Genomic DNA, 18863 nt, shown 5'->3' on the forward strand with positions numbered 1-18863 from the left:
TAAGACGGTTCAATGGCCGGACGACATCGGCTGCGGCCCGCGCGGCGTTCTCAGCAGCAGCGCGAGCGGCACGCAGGCGAGCAATGCGAGGCCCAGCAGATAAAAGGTTTCGGAATAGGTCATCACGACCGCCTGGATCTGGATCTGCCGCGCAAGCTGCCCGAGCGCGCGCATGTTCGAATACGCGAGGTCGCCGGTGTGCGCGAACCAGTTCGCCGCATAGGCCGACAGCCGGTCCTGCCCGATCAGCGAGTTCGCGGTCACCGATTCGCGGAGCGCGGCCGTATGGAAGGTCGTGCGCCGGTCGATCACGGTGCCGATGATCGCGAGCCCGATCGAGCCGCCGAGATTGCGCGCCATGTTGTAGAGCCCGGCCGCATCGCCCGAGTCTTCGCGTGCGACGGCCGCCATCGACGCCTGGTTGAGCGGCATCATCGCGAGCATCTGCGCAAGGCCGCGGATCAGTTGCGACCATACGAAGTCGTGGCCGACGCTCTGCGCGGTCAGGCTGATGTCGAGCATGCAGCTCAGGCAGAACAGCAGCAGCCCCGAGATCACGAGGATGCGGAAATCGACCTTGCCGAGCAGGCGCGGCAGGATCGGCATCACGAGAAATGCCGGCAGCCCCGACAGCAGCATGATCGCGCCGGCCTGCTCCGCGTTGTAGCCGGCGACGATCGCGAGGAACTGCGGCAGCAGGTACGACACGCCGTACAACCCGGCGCCGACCGCGGACACGATCACGATCACGCTCGCATAGCGCGGGTTGCGCATCAGCGACAGCCGCATGATCGGCCGCTTCGCGAAGCGCTGCGACAGCGCGATCAGGATCATCCCCGCGAGCGACACGAAGCTCAACGTGACGATCATCTGCGATTCGAACCAGCGTTCGCGCTGGCCTTCCTCGAGCACGACGGTGAGCGAACTCAGCCCGATCGCAAGGCCGGCGATCCCGAGCCAGTCCGCGTTGAAGAACGTGCTCCATTGCGGGCGGTCCGACGGCAGCCCGAACCACAGCAGCCCCATCAGCAGCAGGCACACGGGCAGGTTGATGAAGAAGCACCAGCTCCAGTTCACGTTCTCCGCGAGCCAGCCGCCGAGCACGGGGCCGAACAGTGGCCCGAGCAGCACGATCAGGCCGAACAGCGTCATCCCGACCGGCAACTGCGACAACGGCAGCCGCGTGCGGATGATGGTCTGCGCGGTCGGGATCAGCGCGCCGCCCGTGAAGCCCTGGCCGATCCGGCCGGCGATCATCATCGGCAGCGAATGCGACCAGCCGCACATCATCGAGAACGCGATGAAGAGCGCCGAGTTCGTCAGCAGGAAATTGCGCAGCCCGAACACGCGCGTGAGCCACGCGGCGAGCGGGATCATCACGATTTCCGACATCAGGTAGCCGGTCGAGATCCACGTGCCTTCGGTGCCGGTCGCGCCGATTTCGCCCTGGATTTGCGGCAGCGCGGAGTTCGTGATCGAGATGTCGAGCGTGGCCATCAGCGCGCCGAGCGCGCCGGCCGCGACCGCGATCCAGTCGGTCACGCTCGCGCGGCCTTCGTGCGGCGGCGCGGATGTCGTGGCGGGCGTGTCAGCCATGACGCTGCTCGTTTGCGGCCGAACGCGTATCGACGTCGACCGTCACCGACAGCCCCGGCAGCAGCATGCGCTGTGCGCGTGCGTTCGCGGAGAGGCGGATGCGCACCGGCACGCGCTGGACGATCTTCGTGAAGTTGCCGGTCGCGTTCTCCGGCGGCAGCAGCGCGAACTGCGCGCCCGTGCCGGGCGCGAAGCTGTCGACGACGCCGGTCAGCGCGCCGTCCGGCAGCGCGTCGACATGCAGCTCGACGGGCTGGCCGATGCGCATCTGACCGATCTGCGTTTCCTTGAAGTTCGCGACGAGGTAGATCGAATCGACCGGCACGACGGTCAGCAGGCGCGTGCCGGGCTGCACGTACTGGCCGACGCGCACCGTGCGATCGCCGACGCGGCCGTCGAGCGTGCTGCGCACGACCGTGTTGTCGAGGTCGAGTTGCGACTGCGCGGCGCTGGCCTGCGCGGCTTCGAGTTGTGCGCGGGCCTGCTGGAGTTGTGCGGTGAACGACGCGATCTGCGTGCGTGCGGCGGCAATCGACGCGTTGTTCGCGGCGAGCGTCGCGAGCGCCTGGTCGCGCGTGCTCTTCAGGTCGGCGACGCGTTCGTGCGTTTCGGCGCCGGTCGCCGCGAGCGGCGCATATCGCGTGTATTCGTCGCTCGCGTGCTGCACGTTGATCTGCGACACCTTTGCTTGCGCCGAAGCCTGTTCGAGATTCGCGTGCTGCTGGCTGATGTCGGCTTCGGCGCGTGCGATATCGGCGCGGCGGGCGTCGACGGTCGCGAGCGATTGCGCGAGCGCGACCTGGTACTGGCGGACGTCGAGCCGCACGAGCGGATCGCCGGCCTTCACGGCCTGGTTGTCGCGCACGTAGACGTCGGTCACGTAGCCGGCGACCTTCGGCGCGGCGGTCATGCTGTCGGCCTGCAGGTACGCGTCGTTGGTGCTTTCGATGAAACGGCCGACCGTCCACCAGCGGGCGAGCCAGACGGCGCCGCCGATTGCCGCGAGCACGGCGACGATGAGCAGGATGCGTCGTTTCGATCCGCCGTTTCGCGGCGTTGTTCCGGTTTCCTGACGATCTGCTTTCTGTGGCGGGACTTGAGGCGTCGACATGCAGGCATCCAAATTATTCCAAGTGGAAGAATTATTCCAGTTGGTAGAATTGTGTCAAGTAGAATGTCGATCGACCGGATGATGGGGAAGGCATGAACGAAGCGAAGAAGCTGCGTCGCACGTCGGCGGGCGGCTATGCGCGTGGCGACGAAACGCGCCAGCGGATCATCGAGGCGGCGATCGAACTGTTCGGCGAACGCGGGTTCGCGGGCGCGTCGACGCGGGAGATCGCCGCGATGGCCGGCGTGAACGCGCCGGCGCTCCAGTACTACTTCGAGAACAAGGAAGGCGTTTACCGCGCGTGCGTGGAGACGATTGCCGAGAACGGCTGGGAGGTGTTCGCGCCGGCGGTCGGCCATGCGTGGGCGATGCTCGAAGCCGATGCGGACGTCGACGTGCTGATCGACGCGTTCATCGCGCTGCTGCACGCGCTGTCGGACCGGATGTTCACGGCGCCGAAGACGATGAACCAGCGGATGTTCTTTGCACGCGAGCAGGGCGGCCAGGAGCCGGCGAGCGCGAGCGAAATCCTGATGAAACGGATGCGCAAGCCGCTCAACGACGTGAGCACGGAGCTGATCGGCCGCATCTCGGGGCGGCCGGCCGACGATCCCGTCACGCGGCTGCGCGCGCTGAGCCTGTTCGGGCAGCTCACGGTGTTCCACATCGCGCAGCGTTCGGCGCTGCAACTGCTCGAATGGGAAACCTTCGAGGGCGAACGTGCGGCGCTGGTGATCGACACGATCGCCGACCAGACTCGCGTACTGCTCGGGCAATGGCACGCGCAGCGCGACACGAATGCCACCGGTGTGGAAGCCGGTGGGAAGCGGGGGGCGCGTACTACCGCAAAACGCGCGGCGAAGCCGGCTGCGTCAACGCCAGCGGCGGCAAGCACGCGTCGCGTGAAGAAGCCCGCCGCGCGTTGAGCGCGGCACGGCGGTAGTCGTTGCTGGTCAGCGCGGCTTGCGATCCGGTTCGCCGGGCGACGGCGGCCGGGGCGCGGTTTCGGCGGCGTTGCCGTTGCGGGCGTTGCTGCCGCTATCGTCTTCGTGGTTGCCGTCAGGCCGCGATCCGTCGGCATACGCGACGACGCTGCGTTGCGGATTGGCGATCCGGATGCCGCGTTCGCGGAAGGTTTCCGCAATCCGCCGGTTGAATTCGCGCTGCACGCTCCAGCGCGTCGAGTCCGTGCACTGCATCTGCCCGGCGAGCGCAAGCGCCGCGCCGTCGACCTGGTCGATGCCCCAGTAGCTGAAATCGGACAGGATGCCGTCGTGGTACTTCGGATCGTCGCGCAGCGCGGCGCCGATTTCCTTCAGCGTCGCGATCGCGCGATCGATATCCTCGCCGTAGGCGATGCTGACCTTGACGGCCGCGTTGCCGAGCCCGCGATTCGTGTTGTTGACGGTCGTCACCGAACTGAACGGGATCGTGTACAGCGATCCGTCGCCCGCGCGCAACCGCACGGTGCGGATCGACAGGTATTCGACGGTGCCTGACACGCCGGCGAGCGTGACCCAGTCGCCGACCTGCATCGCGTTCTCCATCAGCAGGAAGATCCCGGTGATGAAATCCTGCACGAGCTTCTGCGAGCCGAAGCCGAGCGCGACGCCGAAGATGCTGGCGCCGGCCAGGAGCGGGCCGACGTTCACGCCGAGCTGGCTGAGGCCCGTCAGCACGACGACGAGCGCGATCATCACGAACAGCAGCGAGCGCAGCATCGGCAGCAGCGTGCGCAGCCGCGCCGCGCGCACGAGATTACCCTCGCGGGTCCAGCGCTGCAGGCGGCGCTCGATCGCGATGTTCGCGGTTTCCCAGACGACGAGCGCGACGATGGCCGCGATCGCGATCGTCATCAGCGCCGATGCGAGCCGGTGGCCGATCGTGCCGGTCTCGAACGCGCGAAAGACCGGCACGCCCCAGGTTTGCAGCAGCAGCACGACGGTCACGAGGCCGATCGTGCCCGACACGATCCGGCGCACCAGCGGGTAGTAGCGGTAGGCGTGCGCATGGACGAGCGTGCGGTCTTCCTCGCGGTCCTGGAACAGCCGCGCGAGCGCGCCGAACACGACGATCGACACCATCCGCATGGCGATCATCACGGCGATCGAGCGGCCGCCGAGCGTGATCAGCACGCGATAGCCGTTGTGGACGTCGAGCGCCCACACGAACCACAGCGCCATCACGATGAAGACCGAAACGGGCGCCCATGCGTCCGCGAGTGCGTTGCCGATTGCCGCGAAGGTCGGCTGGTCCGCGCCGGCGGCGCGGATGCGTGCGGCGACCGGCTGGCGGCACTGGAGGATCAGCGCCGAGATCATCACGTGCCCGACGAGCGCGACGGCCTTCAGCAGCGCGACGTGACCGGCTTCGCTGAGGCCGAAGTTCGCGGCGATCTCGACCGCCGCCGTGCACGCGCCGGTCACGATCACGATCCGCGCGATCGAGCGTTGCGCGAAGTCGGCCCATGCGTCGCTGATGTGCAGCAGCCGCAATTGCCGCGCATCGGGCTGGAAGAACAGCCGGCTGACGATCGTGACGAGCCGGCAGATCACGTAGATGTCGATCAGCGATTCGAGCGCGGCTTCCACCGGCGTGCCCGCATCGCCGATCACCGACATCGTCAGGCTCGCGACGCCGACGAACACGAGCAGCGGCACCGCGCGCAGCGCGAGGCTGACGAGCGCGCGCGGCATCCGGTGCAGCAGTGTGGTGTGGCGACGCGCGTGGCCGCGGCCTGGCGACGACGCGGGCGCTGCGTCGGATGCGTTGGAGGCGTCGAGCGGCTCGGGTGCGTCCGGCGGCGGTGCGGTGTCGTCGTCGGGCGTGACGGAATCGGGCACGGTGTGGTGCGACGTATCGGCGCGTCGTGCGGCCACCGCGGCCAGCGCGCGCCGCAGCAGCCGTTTCGAGAACCATTCGACGACGAGCGCGGGCACGAGCACGGCGATGATGATCCAGATCGCGTGCGCGAGATCCGCGCGCTCGTCGGCGCGTACCAGCCTGTCGTGCCACCAGCTTCCCACCGAGCCGACATCGAGCAGCGAGCGCAGCGATTCGTTCAGCGCGCCGCCGATTTGGGCCGTCCAGCGCGCGCCCTGGCGAACGAGCATCGACGCGAGCCCGTTCGACGTGAGCGCGGCCGGCGCCGCGGCGGCCGACGCACCGCTTGCCGCGGCCGCGTCGCTCGCCGCGACCACGGGCGCGGGCGCGCTCAGTACGCCGACTGCCGCGATCGCGCGCAGTGTCGTTTCGACCTGTGCGCGTTGGCGCGGGTTTTCGAGCACGTCGAGTGCCTGCCGGGCCTGTTGCGGCGTCAGCGCGGGCGCGGCGCCGGAGGCGGTCGACGCGGCGGCCGGTGCGGGAGCGGCCGCGTGAGCCGCCGAGACGACGGCGGCGAGCAGCCAGCCGAGGAGGAAATGTCGCATGAGTGGGGATGCGGACGCGCATCGTCGCGCGGCCCGCCGGGCTGAACGATGGACGGAAGTTAACATGATCGCGCTCGGAACCGAATAGTTCCGGCGATGAATATTCGAATCGGGCATACGCGAGGCGGCACGGGTGTTTGCGCCCCGCTCGCGAGCCGTATTGACGCGTTGCCGGCCGCGCGTTCGGACAGGTGCACGTCTGACGCAGGTTGTCGACAGTCCGGCATGCAGGCACATCCTTCCTGCCGTATCGCAAGGCATTTGTCACGCCGGCGTGCCGGCGGCGGGGCGACGCGTCTCGACGCGAGCGTTCGCCCGATCATGCGCGGCGGGCACGCATCGCCACCGGCGCATCGGGCTGCCCGGCGAATCACGCCGGCCGGTCGTGAAAAACCGGCAGCACGTGCGTCGCGATTTCTTCGATGACGTCGCGTACGGGCCGGTCCGAACCGAGATTCAGCGTGACGTGATGCGTGCCGGCCGCGTGCATGTCCCGCAGGATGTCGATCAATGCATGGCGCCCGGTGGCATAACCGAGCGGCAGCGCGGCGGCCGGCGCATCGGGATGTGCGGCGAGATCGAGCCGCATCGACACGCCGAACGCGCGAAAGGCCGGCGAAGCGAGGCGTTCGACTGCCGCGCGCCACATCGAATAGCGTGCGCGCTGCGTGTCCGGATCGCGGTGATACGTCATCCAGCCGATCGAATGCCGTGCGATCCAGTCGACGCTCTGTCCACCCGAGCCGACCGCGAGCATCGGCACCGCGTCGTCGCCGCGCGGCAGCAACGTGAATTCGGGCGCGTCGGGCGGCGCTTCGTCGGGCAGTACGCGAGACGGTACGCCGAGCGCGGCCGCGACCACGTCCCAGTGCTCGCGATACCGGTCGCGCCGTGTCTGCGCGTCGACCCCGAACGCCGCGTATTCGGGCGGCCGGTCGCCGGAGCCGAGCCCGAGGATGAAGCGCCCGCCGGACAGCGTCGCGACCGACAGCGCGCCTTTCGCGATATGCAGCGGATGACGCAGCGGCAGCACGATTGCGCCGCTCGCGAGCGCGATCCGGCGCGTGCGCGCCGCGAGTGCGCCTAGGAATACCCACGGGTCGAGGTGGCCGACCGGATCGGGATAGTCGGCGCTGTTCAGCGGCACGTCGCGAATCCACAGCGCGCGAAAGCCGAGCGCGTCGGCCAGCGCCGCAAGTTCGAGCTGTTCGTTGAAGTCGGCGACGACGTTGCCGCTGCGAAGCAGCGGAAGCGTGAGGCCGATCGACAGCCGTTCGTCCGAAAAGATGCGATGCGCGATGTCGGGGCGGGCGGGGGCGGGCGTGGTCATGTCGATTCCTCGGGGACGGTGCGAAGCGAACGCGCGGCGTTGCGTGTCCGGATGCTAACGTGTTTGCGTGAAGCAGGCGTGCGGTGGCCCGACGCTACGCGATCCGCAGCGTCCTGCCGCGCAGCGCGAGGCCGAGGCGGGACGCCACGCGTTGCGACGCGTGGTTGTGGCTGTCGGTGCTGTAGAACAGCGTGCGCGTTCGAAGCGACGGCAGCCGCGACCACGCGGCGGTGACGGCAGCGGCGAGGCCGCGCCCCCGAAACGCGGGAGCCGTCGCGAGACCCAGTTCGGCGCCGGCCTCGGATAGCCGCGCGGCGAACGCGACCGATGCGACTTCCCCGTCGACGACCGCCGCGCACCACGGCGCCCACAGGCCGGCGGCGCTTCGAAACCCCATCGAGAACAAGCCTTCGGGCATCCCGTTGGCAGACAGCGATTGCAGCAGTTGCCTGCCTGCGTCGCTGTCGCCGTCGATCAGCACGACGCGCGCGTCGGTGTCGAAACGAAGCGCGTGCGGCAGCGCGTAGACGAGGCCGGTGTTCCAGTGCTGAACGGGCGCGAGCATCGCGAGATAGCGTTCGAGATGTACGGGCAGCATGCGCTCTGCGAACGGCGGTTCGCTGCCGGCCACGCGCGCCAGGTCGGCAGCGATGTCGGCGTGCACGTCGGCGCGGATGCCCGACAGGTTGCCGTCCGCGCATCCGCCGAGCCAGAAGCGCGGCCCGGGCGAGCAGTCGGGATCGTTCTCGCGTTCGATCCGGCGATCCGGGCGCAGCCGGAACAGCGTGCGGTAGTCGATATCCAGCCAGTCTTTTGCGTCGGACATGTGTCGGGCAGGGGGCGGCCGGGCGGCGGCGCGTCGTGCGAAGGTCGCGAGATCGGCCGCGCGCGTTCAGTCACGCAGGCGCGGCCACTGTGGGGCGATTGTAAGCCGGGCGACGGTGGCGCGCAGATGCAACGCCGCGACGCCGGCCCGCGCCGCGCGCGAGAGCCGCGCGGCGGCAGGCCCGGGCTGCGGGCATCGAGCGGGCACGCGCACACACGCGTTTCAGTTTCGAAACGTTCGCGCCTTTTGCCGGCACGGGATGGGTGCCGACGGCCTTGCATGCGCCCGTGTGGCCTTGCGGCATGACGCATGGTGCGCTCCTTGCATATCTCTACGGGCCGTGAGCGCGGTCGCGGGTGCAGTCGGCCCGGCTATCGCTTCAGTGGGTCGGACGTATCGAATACGGGGACAAGAGAATGAAAAGACACCGAATCGCAACGTGTCGTGTTGCAAACATGAATCGCCGACCTGCCAGGGTATTCGCTTCGCCGTTGATAGCGGCGACGTGAGTGCGCGGCTTTCCGTTCCATCCGAGCAATCGGGTTCGTTCTGAACGACGACGTGCAAGCGTGACGCACGAGGCCGACTGTGCCAGTCGGCCGTCGGGGATGAACCGCGAACGCATGGGGATGGCCCGGCCTGGATCCCGGATCGTCATGACGCAGCGCGCAACGCGAATCGTCGCGCGGCGTAGGCGTTCGCGCGTCGCGCATGGTGTCGACGCGACGGACCTGAACGGGATCGTGCAGGAAGGCCGGTGGCGCAACGATGCGCGCGGCATCGCGGAACACGCGTAGTCCAGGGGGAAGCGTTCGCCGGCCGCAGCGTGGCGGACGCCGCAATATCGTGCTGTCAGTTGATCCACTACCCCGATGGATCAATTGTTGAAGCGCCCATCGCCGAGTGGCGGATGGGCGTCTTTTTTTGTGCGCCGCGCCGTCGGACGGACCTCGGTCCGATCGCGCCGCGTTCGGTATCATGTGCTGGCGCGCGGGCCGCTCGTGCGGGCGCACGGCCGGCACGCGCGCCCGACCGCGTGTTTCAAACATGAACGATAAAGCCCTGCACGATCCCTCATTCACCGACGTCGACCCGGCCGCGCTCGACGCGCTGCACGCGTTCGTCGAGCGTCATCCGCGCCTGCTCGTGCTGACCGGCGCGGGCATCAGCACCGATTCCGGCATTCCCGGCTATCGCGACCGCAACGGCCAATGGATGCGCTCGCCGCCGATCCAGCTTCACGAATTCCTCGGTTCCGACGCGGCGCGGCGGCGCTACTGGGCGCGCAGCATGATCGGCTGGCCGGTCGTCGGCCGCGCGCAGCCGAACCGGTCGCACGTTGCGCTGGCGCGGCTCGGCGGCGCGGGCCGGATCGAGCGTCTCGTCACGCAGAACGTCGACGGCCTGCATCAGCGCGCGGGCAGCGGCGACGTGATCGAACTGCACGGCGGGATCAACGGCGTGACCTGCCTCGCATGCGGCGCGCATCATGCGCGCGCGACGATCCAGACCGTGCTCGAAGCCGACAATCCCGAGCTGCTGGGCGCGCAGGCCGAGCCGGCCGCGGACGGCGACGCGCATCTCGAATGGGATGCGCTCGACACGTTCCGCATTCCGGCGTGCCCCGCGTGCGGCGGCCTGCTGAAGCCGGCGGTCGTGTTCTTCGGCGAGAACGTGCCGCGCGAGCGCGTTGCGCTGGCCGCGCAGGCGCTGGATGCGGCCGATGCGCTGCTCGTCGTCGGGTCGTCGCTGATGGTGTATTCCGGCTACCGCTTCTGCGTGTGGGCGCAGGCGCAGCACAAGCCGGTCGCCGCGCTCAATCTCGGTCATACGCGCGCCGATCCGATGCTGACGCTGAAGGTCGAGGCGCGCTGCGCACCTGCGCTCGATGCGCTGACTGCGCGGCTGGGTCTCGCGGGCAACGCAACGGAGCACGCATCGTGACCGGCTCGACACCTGCACCCGATCCGTCCGCGCGGCTGTCGGCGCCGGCGGCCGAACGCAATCGCGGGCCGATCCTCGACGTCTTGCGACGCGTGCTGCCGGCGAGCGGCGACGTGCTCGAAATCGCGAGCGGCACCGGGCAGCACGCCGTCCACTTCGCGCAGGCGCTGCCGGGGCTGCGCTGGCAGCCGAGCGATCCCGACGCGCAGGCGCTGCGCTCGATCGCCGCATGGATCGCGCATGCGGGCGTCGCGAACGTCGCCGCGCCGCTCGCGTTCGACGTGCGCGACGCGGCGTGGCCGCTTGCGGCGCTCGACGCGATCGTCTGCATCAACATGATCCACATCTCGCCGTGGGCCTGCACCGACGCGCTGTTCGCGGGCGCGTCGCGCCTGCTGCGGCCGGGCGGCGTGCTGTTCCTGTACGGCCCGTATCGCCGCGAGGGCCGGCACACGGCGCCGTCGAACGAAGCGTTCGACCTGCAGTTGCGAAGCCGCGACCCGTCGTGGGGCGTGCGCGATCTCGAAACCGTCGTCGCGCTTGGCCTCGATCGCGGGCTCGACTGCATCGAGGTCGTCGAGATGCCGGCGAACAACCTGAGCGTCGTGTTCCGGCGGCTTCCGCACGCGGAGCAGTGACACGCAAGCGCGCATCGACGCCGGGTTTCCACTATCCTTTCGCCTGTGCGCGCGGCCCGGGTCGGGTCGCGCCCTGTTTTTTCCGGAGAATTGACTAATGGGCAAACAAGCAATCGGTGTGATCGGGCTCGCGGTGATGGGCCGCAATCTCGCACTCAATATCGAGAGCCGCGGTTACGCGGTGTCGGTGTACAACCGCAGCCGCGAGAAAACCGACGAACTGATCGCCGAATTCCCCGGCCGCAATCTGGTGCCGACCTATACGCTCGAGGAATTCGTCGCGTCGCTCGAAACGCCGCGCCGGATCCTGATGATGGTGAAGGCCGGCGAAGCGACCGATGCGACGATCGCGTCGCTCAAGCCGCTGCTCGAGAAGGGCGACGTGCTGATCGACGGCGGCAATACGCATTTCACCGACACGATCCGCCGCAACCAGGAACTCGCGCAATCGGGCCTGCACTTCATCGGCACCGGCGTGTCGGGCGGCGAAGAGGGCGCGCTGCGCGGCCCGTCGATCATGCCCGGCGGCCAGCGCGATGCGTATGACCTCGTCGAGCCGATCCTCAAGCAGATCGCCGCGAAGGCGCCGTCGGACGGCGAGCCGTGCGTCGCGTACATGGGCCCGGACGGTGCGGGCCACTACGTGAAGATGGTCCACAACGGCATCGAATACGGCGACATGCAGCTGATCGCCGAAAGCTATTCGGTGCTGAAGGACGTCGCGGGCCTGACCAACGACGAACTCGGCGCGGTGTACACCGAATGGAACCAGGGCGAGCTCGACAGCTACCTGATCGAGATCACGTCGAAGATCTTCGGCAAGAAGGACGAAGAGACCGGCAAGCACCTCGTCGACGTGATCCTCGATCGCGCCGCGCAGAAGGGCACCGGCAAGTGGACGAGCCAGAATGCGCTGGATCTCGGCGTGCCGCTGCCGCTCATCACCGAATCGGTGTTCGCGCGCGTGCTGTCGTCGCTGAAGACCGAGCGCATCGCGGCCAGCAAGATCCTGTCGGGCCCGGCCGCGGCGCCGTTCGCAGGCGATCGCGCCGCGTTCGTCGAAGCGGTGCGCCGCGCGCTGTACCTGAGCAAGGTGATCTCGTACGCGCAGGGCTTCGCGCAACTGCGCACGGCGTCGGAAGAGTACGGCTGGAACCTCGATCTCGGGACGATCGCGAAGATCTTCCGCGCGGGCTGCATTATCCGCGCGCGCTTCCTGCAGAAGATCACCGACGCGTACGCGAAGGATCCGGCGCTCGCGAACCTGCTGCTCGATCCGTACTTCAAGGACATCGCCGCGAATTACCAGGCGTCGCTGCGTGACGTCGTGGTCGCCGCGGTGAAGGCCGGCGTGCCGGTGCCGGCGTTCGCGTCGGCGGTCGCGTATTTCGACAGCTACCGTTCCGAGCGGCTGCCGGCGAACCTCGTGCAGGCGCAGCGCGACTTCTTCGGCGCGCATACGTTCGAGCGTACCGACAAGCCGGGCAGCTTCCACGCGAACTGGTCGTAATTGGCCGGCGAGGGCGCATTGTTGCGAAAATCTATTCTATGAATAGGGTTTTTCTATCCCGGATGCTGACATTGTTAGCTCCGGGGAAACAGTGTTTTCGTTCTTTCATGGTTTTCCCTAGGTGTTCCCGGGACTAAACTCTGTTCCATCGCTGCAGACATGGTGTGTGCGGCGGAGCAAAAAAAATCCCGGAGGTAATCATGAAATCGCTGATCGCAACGTTCGCTGCAGCTGCCGTCCTCGCCGTTCCCGCCGTCTCGTTCGCCCAACAGAACGCGCCCGTCACCCGCGCGCAAGTGAAGGCCGAACTGGTCCAACTGCAACAAGCCGGCTACAAGCTGGGCAGTGACCGGACGAACTACCCGGAAGGCATCCTGGCTGCTGAAGCCCGTGTGAACCCGCAACAGAACGTCGCCGCCGCCGACACGACCGGCTACGGCGCACAACCGGCCGCCCAACAAGAATCGGGCGCTCCGGCCGCGGCAAAGACCGGCTGGCAAGTCAAGCGCATCGCTGACGGCGCACCGGTCTACAAGGGTCGTTAATGGTGCGGCCGCTTCGGCGGCCGGATCCGACCCCACGTAGTACAAACAGCCCGTCGTTCCGCATAGCGGAACGACGGGCTGTTTTCATTGGTGGCTCGAGCAGCGCCGGCGCTCAGTGCAACGGGCGCCGGCCACGCCCGATATCCCGGAACAACGCTTCGGCCGGTTCCAGCACCTGCAGCCACGTTTCGTCGTAGCCGCTCAGCGTGTCGAGCGCATCGCGCAGCCGTTCGATCGCGAGGACTGGCAACTCGACGCTGTGGCGCGTGGCGCCCGTCAGGTGCGTGACGCTCGCCAGCTGGACGAGCGCATCGGCCGCCTCGGCGACGTCGGTCGCGAACAGCAGGTGCCGGTTGAGCAATTCGACCAGGCCGCTGGAACCGGCGAAATCGTCGGCGTCGAGCTGCACGGAAAGAAACGTCGCGTTGTTCATGGTCATGCTCCTCGTTGTCGTTGGATCGCGCTGTGCATCACCGAGTATAGGCGGCGATCGGGGCGGGGCGATGACGGGGGCCGGCCAAGGCCGGCGCAGTCGGGAAACGCCGCCGGGCGGCCCGCGCGGCACGGCTTGCCGGCCGCCGGCACGCATGTGCGGCGCCGCAAGATTGTTGCCGGATCGGGCATCTGCTGAGGTCCTGACCGCGACAAATGGTATCTTTGCCGATCGGAACGATGTGAAAAAGGGGCCGATGAGCCCATTTGCATCGACGTTCCGCTGTGGAAACTGACGGCCGCGAGAGCGGTCGGATACTGGTTGGTCCGGCCGTCAGGCCGGACATCGTGCGTCGCGCGCCGGGGGGCGGTGGGCGGCGCAACGACGCAAATCCGGGAGGACCCTTGAGAGAAATTATTCCCATCCACGATTCGCTGGCACGCTGGCTGCCGCAGGCGGCGCTCGTCGCCGCGGCCGTCGCGCTGTCGGGCTGTACGCTGACGCCGTGGACCGACAACTGGCAGACGGCGCGTCCATCCGCGCCGACTTCGGCCGCGACGCCGGGCGTGATCGCCGGCTATTACCGCGTGAACCCGGGCGACACGCTCGCGGGCATCGCGGGCGCCTACGGGCAGCGCGTGCAGGACGTGGCCAGCTGGAACCACATGGCGCCGACCGACGCCGTGTCGCCCGGCCAGGTGCTGCGCGTCGCGCCGCCGCCTGCCGCGACGTCGCTCGGGCAGCCGCCCGCGCAGGCCGCGCAGCCGGGCTCGCTCGCATGGCCGGCCACGGGCATCGTCGCGACGCCGTTTACGGCTGGCAAGACCCGCGGCATCGTGATCGCCGCATCCGGCGCCGACCATTCGGTGCGGGCCGCAGCCAACGGGCGCGTGGTCTATGCCGGGTCCGGCGTGAAGGCCTACGGCCCGCTCGTGATCCTGAAGCATGACAACGGGCTCATCACGGCCTACGGGCACAACGGCAAACTGCTCGTCAACGAAGGCGACGCGGTGCGCCAGGGCCAGCCGGTCGCTGAAATGGGCACCGACACGAACGGCCGTTCGACGTTCGAGTTCGAAGTCCGCCAGAACGGCAAGGTCGTCGACCCGATGAACTTCCTGCCGCGCAACGGCGGCTGACAGGCCGCATTGCCGCGTGTGCGCCGCCCGGCGCACACGCTTGGCGCTCATCCTTCCTTGAACGTCGCGGCGCTGGACTGTCTCGCATGATTGCCGAGCCAGCGGATGCCGAGCGCGAGCGCCGCCGCGCCGAGCGCGATCAGCGAACACTGGATGGCCACCGGCAGGTAGCCGTGCGGCCGCGGATCGACGAACGGATACGGATACCAGTTCTCCAGCGCGCCGCGCACGAGCGTATAGCCGAGATAGACGACCGGAAAACCGAGCCACGCGAACGCGCTGCGCCGCGGGATCGGCGAGCGCGGCTCCACGTACAGCCAGTCACATAGCATGACGAGCGGCACGATCCGGTGCAGTACCCAGTTGTTGAACGCCGGCGTGACGTGGCGCAGCGCATCGAGCCGCGCGAGCAGGAGTTCGTAGACGATCGCGGTGATCAGCACGTACAGCACGGCGGCGCCGCGCATCGATTCGTAGCGGGCAGAGCCGGGGCGCGCGATGCGCCAGAGCCCCGCGGCCAGGATCATCGCCGCATAGAGGCTGCTCAGTTGCGTGAAGTAGCTGAGGAAGTTGCCGAGCTGAAACGCGGGCATGCCCCAGTAGCCGGCGATGCTGTGCAGCGTCGTGGACACCGCGAGCAACGCGGCGGTCAGCCGGTAGGCCGAAACGAAGAACGCCTTGCTCATGATGCGCGCGCAACGTCGACACCAAAGCTTCATCCTGCCACAGCCGTTTTCGCGCGCGATGCGGATTTTCCATATGACGTACCCGGTGCGGCGCGCGTTGACGATTCGTCCGATATTTGACCGCACCGCGAAAAACCGGACGCCCGTGCGGCTACAATCGTGGCAGCTTTGCCGGGCGCAGGCCGGTGCGGCGTTCGCCCATCCCCGCATACAACACGAGACGAAGCATGAAAAACATCCTCGCGAAACAGACGCGCTACAGCTCGCCCGCGATCTTCTTCCATTGGGCCGTCTTCGTGCTGGTGGCGCTGGCCTACCTGGCCATCGAGATCCGCGGCCCGAAGGGCAGCGACAGCCGTGTGTTCTGGATGAACGTGCACCTCACCGCGGGCACGTTCGTGCTCGTGCTGTCGGTGCTGCGCGTGCTGTGGCGGATCGTGAGCCGTGTGCCGGACGCCATTCAGCAGGCGGCGGTGCTGCGCTGGCTGTCGAAGCTCGCGCATGTCGCGCTCTACGTGTTCATCATCGCGCAGCCGCTGCTCGGCATCATGATGATCAACCTGGGCGGCAAGCCGGTGTCGCTCGACTGGCTCGGCCTGTCGTTCACGCTGTTCGGCCCCGACAAGGCGCTGCGGCCGACGATCAAGGAAGCGCACGAACTGATCGGCAACGCGTTCTACTTCGTGATCGGCCTGCATGCGCTCGCCGCGCTGTACCACCATTTCATCCGGCGCGACAACGTGCTGCGGCGCATGGCGCCCTGATCGCCGCACTCTCCACGCGCGCAGCAGGCGAGGGCGCATGGTTGCGTTGACAACCATGCGCCCTCGCTTCGTTTACCGTCATGCGCGGCTGGTCATCGCGGCGAACATTCTGTAACATCTCGGCTGCTTTTACATTCCCCTTACTCGCCGCCGCGCATGCTGCACCGACATCGTCACCTGACCGCCTGGCTTGGCGTGCTCGCGATCTGGTTCGCGATCGCGGCGCCGCTGGTGTCGCAGTGGCGCGCAGCGCAAGCAGCCACCCCTGACGCGATCGTCTGCAGTGCAGAGCACGGCGCACATCGGTCGCCCGATGCGGGCCGCATGCACGATCACGCGTTGCATCTCGACGCGTGCGGTTACTGCGGCTTCTTCGCGCACAGTCCCGCGATCGGCGCGCCTGCGGCCGCCTCATTCGCTTCCGTTTCCGTCGTTTCCGTTTCCGCCGCCGCGCCGCGTGCCGTCGCGGCGCATGCCGACCGCTATCCGCGCGCGTATCCACGCGCACCGCCCGAGCGCGCCTGACGCGCTTCTTTCCGTTCTTTTTATCGCCGATATCCGTGTAGCCCGTCGAGGCTGCGTGGAGGGCGTCACTCGGGCTTTCGATCATGACCAATTTCCAGTTGCGTGCGCCGCGGGCGTCACGCAATGCCGGCGCGCGCCGTATGCCGCGCATGCTGAAACTTACCGTTCCTGCGCTGGCTGTCGGCGCGCTGGCCGCGACCGCCGCCGCAGCCGAAACGGCGCGCGCCCCCGGCGCACCTGCGGATGACACGACCATGCTGCTGCCACCCGTCGAGGTCGTCGCATCGCCGCTGACGACGCCGCTCGTCGTCGTCACCGATCCGAAGGCGCCGCGCCAGCCGCTGCCCGCCAGCGACGGCGCGGATTACCTGAAGACGATTCCCGGTTTCACGTCGATCCGCAGCGGCGGCACGAACGGCGACCCCGTGCTGCGCGGGATGTTCGGCTCGCGGCTGAATATCCTGGCGAACGGGATGCCGACGCTCGGCGCGTGCCCGAACCGGATGGACGCGCCGACTTCGTACATCGCGCCGGAAAGCTACGACAAGGTCACGGTCGTGAAGGGGCCGCAGACCGTGCTCTACGGCCCGGGCGCGTCGGCCGGCACCGTGCTGTTCGAACGCGTGACGCCGCGTTTCGACAAGCCGGGCATGCGTTTCGACGGCAGCCTCGTCGGCGGCTCGTTCGGGCGCAACGACCAGAACATCGACGTGACGGCCGGCACGCCGGACGTCTACGGCCGCGTGACCGCGAACCACGCGCATTCGCAGGACTACAAGGACGGCAACGGCAACACGGTGCCGTCGCAGTGGGACAAATGGAACGCCGATGCGGCGCTCGGCTGGACGCCCGACGACCATACGCGCGTCGAACTGACGGCCGGCACGGGCGACGGCTACGCGAAGTACGCGGGGCGCGGGATGGACGGCGCGCATTTCCGCCGCGAGACGTTCGGCCTGTCGTTCGACAAGCGGCATCTCGGCGACGTGCTCGACCGGATCGAAGCGCGCGTGTACTACAACGAAGCCGACCACGTGATGGACAACTACACGTTGCGGCAGCCCGATCCGACCAGCAGCATGCCGATGCGGATGGCGGCGGAGGTGCGGCGCCGCACGTTCGGTGCGCGCGCGGCCGCGACGTTCCGGTTCGGCGACGACTTCAAGCTCGTGACGGGCGTCGATGCGCAATCGAACCGGCTCGATTCGCGCTCGGCGATGGGCCGGCAGAACTACGGCGACCAGCCGTGGGATGCGCAGGCGGCGATGTGGAACGCAGGAGTGTTCGGCGAGCTGACGTGGTACGCGAGCGAAGTCTCGCGCGTGATCGGCGGCGCGCGTATCGACTATGCGAGCGCACGCGACAAGCGCGCGACGACGAGCGGCATGATGATGAGCAAGCCGAATCCGACCTTCGACGACGATCGCGCGCGCGTGCTGCCAAGCGGCTTCGTGCGCTACGAGCGCGACCTGGCGGCGCTGCCCGTCACGTGGTACGCAGGGATCGGTCATGCGCAGCGCTATCCCGACTACTGGGAGCTGTTCTCCGCGAATCGCGGGCCGGCCGGCTCGGTCAACGCGTTCTCCGCGGTACAGCCCGAAAAGACCACGCAGATCGACATCGGCGTGCAATACAAGAGCGACCGGTTCGACGCGTGGGTGTCGGCCTACGCGGGCTACGTGCAGGACTTCATCCTGTTCAACTACTCGGCCGGCATGATGGGCGCGACCACGCAGGCGACCAACGTCAACGCGCAGATCATGGGCGGCGAAGCGGGCGTGTCGTGGCGGCCGGTTGCGCCGCTGCGCGTCGAGACCTCGCTCGCGTACGCGTGGGGGCGCAACGTGGCGAGCGGCGATCCGCTGCCGCAGATGCCGCCGCTCGAGGCGCGCTTCGGGCTCGAATACACGCGCGGCGCATGGTCGGCTGGCGGCCTGTGGCGGATCGTTGCGCCGCAGCATCGTTATGCACTGAACGAGGGCAACGTGGTCGGCAAGGACTTCGGCCCGAGCGCCGGATTCGGCGTGCTGTCGCTGCATACGCAGTACAACGTGAGCAAGACCGTGCAGATCTCGATCGGCGTCGACAACGTGCTGAACAAGGCTTACACCGAGCATCTGAACCTCGCCGGCAACGCGGGCTTCGGGTATCCGGCGAACGCGCCGGTGATGGAGCCGGGCCGTACCGCATGGCTGCGCGTGAGCGCGAAGCTGTAACGCGTTGCGCGTGTGCGTTGCAGCATGCGCGCGCATGAATGCGGCCCCGCCCGAACGGGCGGGCCGCGTCAAGCGATTAGAGAACCGTGTCTAGTCAGGGCGCAAACGTTCGCGACTCGTGATTCACTCCGCATTCGACGCACACGGCGGCGGCGATGCGCCGTGCGTGCCG

Annotated in this window: 17 protein-coding genes; 10 read left to right on the forward strand and 7 right to left on the reverse strand. The window is 68.1% G+C overall.

What is annotated here, in order from left to right; all coding sequences use genetic code 11:
- Positions 1–9: 9 nt before the first annotated feature.
- Positions 10–1596 (reverse strand): MDR family MFS transporter, encoded by a 1587-nt coding sequence (locus BBJ41_RS32425; protein ID WP_069750214.1) that lies wholly within the window; start codon positions 1594–1596, stop codon positions 10–12.
- Complete coding sequence (locus BBJ41_RS32430; RefSeq protein ID WP_069750215.1) at positions 1589–2707, reverse strand: HlyD family secretion protein; 1119 nt, start codon at positions 2705–2707, stop codon at positions 1589–1591. The genes BBJ41_RS32425 and BBJ41_RS32430 overlap by 8 nt, the downstream gene beginning before the upstream one ends.
- A 92-nt stretch (positions 2708–2799) precedes the next feature.
- On the opposite strand from BBJ41_RS32430, the gene BBJ41_RS32435 reads away from it, so the two are divergent.
- Positions 2800–3633 (forward strand): CerR family C-terminal domain-containing protein, encoded by an 834-nt coding sequence (locus tag BBJ41_RS32435; RefSeq protein WP_069750216.1) that lies wholly within the window; start codon positions 2800–2802, stop codon positions 3631–3633.
- A gap of 27 nt (positions 3634–3660) precedes the next feature.
- Here the strand turns inward: BBJ41_RS32435 and BBJ41_RS32440 are convergent, their stop codons facing one another.
- The 3 genes from BBJ41_RS32440 to BBJ41_RS32450 form a co-directional block, all read right to left on the reverse strand.
- Complete coding sequence (locus BBJ41_RS32440) at positions 3661–6135, reverse strand: mechanosensitive ion channel family protein (RefSeq protein ID WP_069750217.1); 2475 nt, start codon at positions 6133–6135, stop codon at positions 3661–3663.
- A 370-nt stretch (positions 6136–6505) separates the two neighbouring features.
- Positions 6506–7465 (reverse strand): TIGR03571 family LLM class oxidoreductase, encoded by a 960-nt coding sequence (locus tag BBJ41_RS32445; protein WP_069750218.1) that lies wholly within the window; start codon positions 7463–7465, stop codon positions 6506–6508.
- A gap of 94 nt (positions 7466–7559) precedes the next feature.
- Positions 7560–8291: a GNAT family N-acetyltransferase gene (locus tag BBJ41_RS32450; RefSeq protein WP_069750219.1), complete on the reverse strand. Its 732-nt coding sequence runs from the start codon at positions 8289–8291 to the stop codon at positions 7560–7562.
- 656 nt (positions 8292–8947) lie between these two features.
- Between BBJ41_RS32450 and BBJ41_RS40815 the strand changes: the two genes are divergently transcribed.
- The 5 genes from BBJ41_RS40815 (at position 8948) to BBJ41_RS32470 (ending at position 12928) form a co-directional block, all read left to right on the forward strand.
- Positions 8948–9088, forward strand: coding sequence for a hypothetical protein (locus BBJ41_RS40815; RefSeq protein ID WP_156814918.1), 141 nt, complete (start codon positions 8948–8950; stop codon positions 9086–9088).
- A gap of 250 nt (positions 9089–9338) precedes the next feature.
- On the forward strand, positions 9339–10235 hold the full coding sequence (locus BBJ41_RS32455; RefSeq protein ID WP_069750220.1) for an NAD-dependent protein deacetylase: 897 nt from the start codon (positions 9339–9341) through the stop codon (positions 10233–10235).
- Positions 10232–10873 carry a DUF938 domain-containing protein gene (locus tag BBJ41_RS32460; RefSeq protein ID WP_069750221.1) on the forward strand — a complete coding sequence of 214 codons (642 nt, stop codon included), beginning with the start codon at positions 10232–10234 and terminating at the stop codon, positions 10871–10873. Before BBJ41_RS32455 ends, BBJ41_RS32460 begins: the two co-directional genes overlap by 4 nt.
- A 97-nt stretch (positions 10874–10970) precedes the next feature.
- Entirely contained in the window at positions 10971–12383 is a 1413-nt protein-coding gene (gndA, locus tag BBJ41_RS32465) for an NADP-dependent phosphogluconate dehydrogenase (protein WP_069750222.1), read from the forward strand.
- A 200-nt stretch (positions 12384–12583) separates the two neighbouring features.
- Positions 12584–12928 carry a DUF4148 domain-containing protein gene (locus BBJ41_RS32470; protein WP_069750223.1) on the forward strand — a complete coding sequence of 115 codons (345 nt, stop codon included), beginning with the start codon at positions 12584–12586 and terminating at the stop codon, positions 12926–12928.
- A gap of 112 nt (positions 12929–13040) precedes the next feature.
- Here BBJ41_RS32470 and BBJ41_RS32475 read toward each other — a convergent pair whose 3' ends face one another.
- Positions 13041–13361, reverse strand: a complete 321-nt coding sequence (locus BBJ41_RS32475; protein ID WP_011694691.1) for a hypothetical protein — start codon at positions 13359–13361, stop codon at positions 13041–13043.
- 404 nt (positions 13362–13765) lie between these two features.
- Here BBJ41_RS32475 and BBJ41_RS32480 point away from each other — a divergent pair, with 404 nt between their 5' ends.
- Positions 13766–14500 carry a peptidoglycan DD-metalloendopeptidase family protein gene (locus BBJ41_RS32480; RefSeq protein ID WP_069750224.1) on the forward strand — a complete coding sequence of 245 codons (735 nt, stop codon included), beginning with the start codon at positions 13766–13768 and terminating at the stop codon, positions 14498–14500.
- A gap of 47 nt (positions 14501–14547) precedes the next feature.
- Here the strand turns inward: BBJ41_RS32480 and BBJ41_RS32485 are convergent, their stop codons facing one another.
- On the reverse strand, positions 14548–15186 hold the full coding sequence (locus BBJ41_RS32485; RefSeq protein ID WP_069750225.1) for a Pr6Pr family membrane protein: 639 nt from the start codon (positions 15184–15186) through the stop codon (positions 14548–14550).
- Positions 15187–15413: 227 nt separating this feature from the next.
- Here BBJ41_RS32485 and BBJ41_RS32490 point away from each other — a divergent pair, with 227 nt between their 5' ends.
- The 3 genes from BBJ41_RS32490 to BBJ41_RS32500 all read left to right on the forward strand — a co-directional run bounded on the left by BBJ41_RS32490 (position 15414) and on the right by BBJ41_RS32500 (position 18691).
- Positions 15414–15950, forward strand: a complete 537-nt coding sequence (locus tag BBJ41_RS32490; protein ID WP_069750226.1) for a cytochrome b — start codon at positions 15414–15416, stop codon at positions 15948–15950.
- Between the two features lie 156 nt (positions 15951–16106).
- Positions 16107–16475, forward strand: coding sequence for a DUF2946 domain-containing protein (locus tag BBJ41_RS32495; protein WP_069750227.1), 369 nt, complete (start codon positions 16107–16109; stop codon positions 16473–16475).
- Between the two features lie 83 nt (positions 16476–16558).
- Complete coding sequence (locus BBJ41_RS32500; protein ID WP_069750228.1) at positions 16559–18691, forward strand: TonB-dependent copper receptor; 2133 nt, start codon at positions 16559–16561, stop codon at positions 18689–18691.
- Positions 18692–18863: the final 172 nt, after the last annotated feature.

The organism is Burkholderia stabilis, assembly GCF_001742165.1.
GTDB classification, from domain to species: Bacteria; Pseudomonadota; Gammaproteobacteria; order Burkholderiales; family Burkholderiaceae; genus Burkholderia; species Burkholderia stabilis.

Bases quoted from the DNA above. Each gene is read 5' to 3' on its own strand.
- BBJ41_RS32425 (WP_069750214.1), bottom strand. From the start codon at position 1,596: ATGGCTGACACGCCCGCCACGACATCCGCGCCGCCGCACGAAGGCCGC.
- BBJ41_RS32430 (WP_069750215.1), bottom strand. From the start codon at position 2,707: ATGTCGACGCCTCAAGTCCCGCCACAGAAAGCAGATCGTCAGGAAACC.
- BBJ41_RS32435 (WP_069750216.1), top strand. From the start codon at position 2,800: ATGAACGAAGCGAAGAAGCTGCGTCGCACGTCGGCGGGCGGCTATGCG.
- BBJ41_RS32440 (WP_069750217.1), bottom strand. From the start codon at position 6,135: ATGCGACATTTCCTCCTCGGCTGGCTGCTCGCCGCCGTCGTCTCGGCG.
- BBJ41_RS32445 (WP_069750218.1), bottom strand. From the start codon at position 7,465: ATGACCACGCCCGCCCCCGCCCGCCCCGACATCGCGCATCGCATCTTT.
- BBJ41_RS32450 (WP_069750219.1), bottom strand. From the start codon at position 8,291: ATGTCCGACGCAAAAGACTGGCTGGATATCGACTACCGCACGCTGTTC.
- BBJ41_RS40815 (WP_156814918.1), top strand. From the start codon at position 8,948: ATGACGCAGCGCGCAACGCGAATCGTCGCGCGGCGTAGGCGTTCGCGC.
- BBJ41_RS32455 (WP_069750220.1), top strand. From the start codon at position 9,339: ATGAACGATAAAGCCCTGCACGATCCCTCATTCACCGACGTCGACCCG.
- gndA (WP_069750222.1), top strand. From the start codon at position 10,971: ATGGGCAAACAAGCAATCGGTGTGATCGGGCTCGCGGTGATGGGCCGC.
- BBJ41_RS32470 (WP_069750223.1), top strand. From the start codon at position 12,584: ATGAAATCGCTGATCGCAACGTTCGCTGCAGCTGCCGTCCTCGCCGTT.
- BBJ41_RS32475 (WP_011694691.1), bottom strand. From the start codon at position 13,361: ATGAACAACGCGACGTTTCTTTCCGTGCAGCTCGACGCCGACGATTTC.
- BBJ41_RS32485 (WP_069750225.1), bottom strand. From the start codon at position 15,186: ATGAGCAAGGCGTTCTTCGTTTCGGCCTACCGGCTGACCGCCGCGTTG.
- BBJ41_RS32490 (WP_069750226.1), top strand. From the start codon at position 15,414: ATGAAAAACATCCTCGCGAAACAGACGCGCTACAGCTCGCCCGCGATC.
- BBJ41_RS32495 (WP_069750227.1), top strand. From the start codon at position 16,107: ATGCTGCACCGACATCGTCACCTGACCGCCTGGCTTGGCGTGCTCGCG.
- BBJ41_RS32500 (WP_069750228.1), top strand. From the start codon at position 16,559: ATGACCAATTTCCAGTTGCGTGCGCCGCGGGCGTCACGCAATGCCGGC.